The following is a 2,339-nucleotide window of genomic DNA, read 5'->3' as shown; positions in this document are numbered from 1 at the left end:
CAATCCCCAATCTGAAACGGATATCACCGACAGTACGGCTACCACATGGCGTTACGCTGAGCAGTTGTGCAGCGATATTCGCGTAGATAAAGACTACAACCAACTCCGCCCCTCTTACCCGCTGAGTCACCAAGTCACTGGTGAAGTGCATCAGCAACATGAAGTGTTTGAAAGCTATGGTCGCTTTCAAGAAGATGCCGAGGGGCAGCCCTTCAACCAAATTCGTTACGAACAATCACAAAACCAGCGGCAAGTAGGTTCAGCGACGACGAACTGCATTGAATTAGCACCGGGCCGCATCTTTACCTTATCTAACCATCCTAGCTCTCGAATGAATACGACATGGCAAGTGGTGAGTGTCTCCCATCACGGTGTGCAGCCATTAGCGGATAACAGTGGCGGTGAAGGCACCCAACTGAGTAACCAGCTGTCCTTTGTGCCTAGCACCCAAGAGTGGCGACCGCCCTATCGGTATAAACCTACAGCGGATGGGGATGAAGTTGCGACAGTCGTAGGCCCAAAAGGGGAAGAAATTTATACGAACAGCAAAGGGGAAGTGACTGTCTATTTCCATTGGGATAGGCGTGGTATTCCTGACCACAGTGCTTCTTGCTGGGTACCTGTAATGCATGGCTGGAGCGGAAATGGTTATGGGTTTATGAGTATCCCCCATATTGGGCAGCAGGTTTTAATCAGTTATCTGAATGGCGACATTGACCGCCCCGTCATTACGGGATGCATGTACAACGGTCGCAATGCTCCTCCGTTAGATTTACCCGCCCAAAAAACACGCACCACCTTTAAAACGTGCACTCATAAAGGGGAAGGCTTTAACGAATTACGTTTCGAAGACCAAGCAGGGCAAGAGGAAGTATACATTCATGCCCAGCGTGACATGAATGTACATATTCAACATGACAGCCATACCCATGTCCAACACGATGTCAAACAACGCATTGACCAACACCGTTTTACTGACATTCAAGGGGATGAGCATCTTCACGTTAAGGGAACACACAAAGCCCAAATAGAAGGTGATATCTCTGAACAGGTGCTTGGTAGCTATCACCAACAAATTAACGGTGCACTGGTGAGTGAAAGTGGTCAAGAGACCCACATCACCAGCCAAGGGAAAGTGGTGATTGATGCGGCGACGGAAATTACCTTAAAAGTGGGCGGCAGTTTTGTGCGAGTGACACCGGGCAATGTGTTTACGTCAGGCAATGTGGCGATTGGCGACAGTGCCGGAGGCTCAGGGCAAGCGGTAGACATTCAATTGCCGGATGGCGTTGACCCGTTTGCGACACCGCCTTATCCGATTAAACCCTATTGCGCGATGCAAGCCCAAGCGACGGGTAGTTGGGTGATTAAGCCTAATGGGGGAAATCAATGAGACTCACCCCTTGGACAACATGGTTAACCGCATCCAATACCGACCCTATCTATTTACTGCTCAATACGTTAGCCACACCCAACCCGACAGACTTATTGTTTGCCAACGATTGGGTTGAACAGGCATTTCCTATTTACAATGGCACTGCACTGGCCCATTTAATCGGTCAGAGCCCGTGGCTTGTGAAGTTAAAATCGAGTGCGTATGCCCCATTGGGGCAACTGCTTGACCGTAAAGGCTTGAGTGATAATACGTGGGGCTGGGCGTATCGCAGCTCGCTGGATTGGCAATACCAGTTACGTCATTGGCAAAACCGCCAATTGGTAGAGCTGAATGAAGAGCTCGTGGTGCTGCGTTTAATGGACACACGTATTGCGAATGTACTTATTCCCAAAATGCGTGCGGTGGATTGGTCTGTGCTGATGACCCCTGTTCATGAGGTGATGCTGGAGACACCCAGTGACCCCGCTTTTTTTGAATCGCCTACCCGGCATAACCCTTTACCCATTCCTGAACTGCAAGCCCGTCCGTTCATCATGGGGGAACACTTACAGGCTGCGTGGGAAAACTCCGCCCAATTTATCCAACTGTTAGCGGAAAACCTGGCGTGTGAACTGTGGGAAAACCACGCAGAGGTCGCCTTGACCCTCGACACACCGGAAGGTCAACTTCACCGACGTTTAGTGGATTGGTTACATCTGCATCCCTCACTCGCGGGGGATATTCATACCCGTACCGCCACCCAGTTTACGGACTATGCCCAGCAACAAGGCTGGCTAACCACGACAACGGAGCCGTCATGAGTCAGAAAGTCGAATCGTGCATTATCTGTGAAAACTATCGATTTTGGTTAGAGCTGCAATTGGTCGATGATAAAGGACAGCCGTTGGCCAACGTGCCGTATACGCTCGCAGAGCGAGGCACAGGCCGTACGATGCAAGGCAGC

2 protein-coding genes are annotated in these 2,339 nt (G+C 50.5%); both read left to right on the top strand.

What is annotated here, in order from left to right:
• On the top strand, window positions 1-1,393 hold a 1,393-nt coding region (locus PSF42_RS20460; RefSeq protein ID WP_272680563.1), incomplete at its 5' end, for a type VI secretion system Vgr family protein.
• A complete protein-coding gene (locus PSF42_RS20455) occupies window positions 1,390-2,196 on the top strand; it encodes a DUF4123 domain-containing protein (protein ID WP_125894142.1) in 807 nt (268 codons plus the stop codon). The genes PSF42_RS20460 and PSF42_RS20455, both read left to right, overlap by 4 nt.
• Window positions 2,197-2,339: the final 143 nt, after the last annotated feature.

The organism is Providencia sp. PROV032 (assembly GCF_028484875.1).
Classification (GTDB): domain Bacteria; phylum Pseudomonadota; class Gammaproteobacteria; order Enterobacterales; family Enterobacteriaceae; genus Providencia; species Providencia rettgeri_E.
This window is presented reverse-complemented; position numbering and strand designations above follow the sequence as displayed.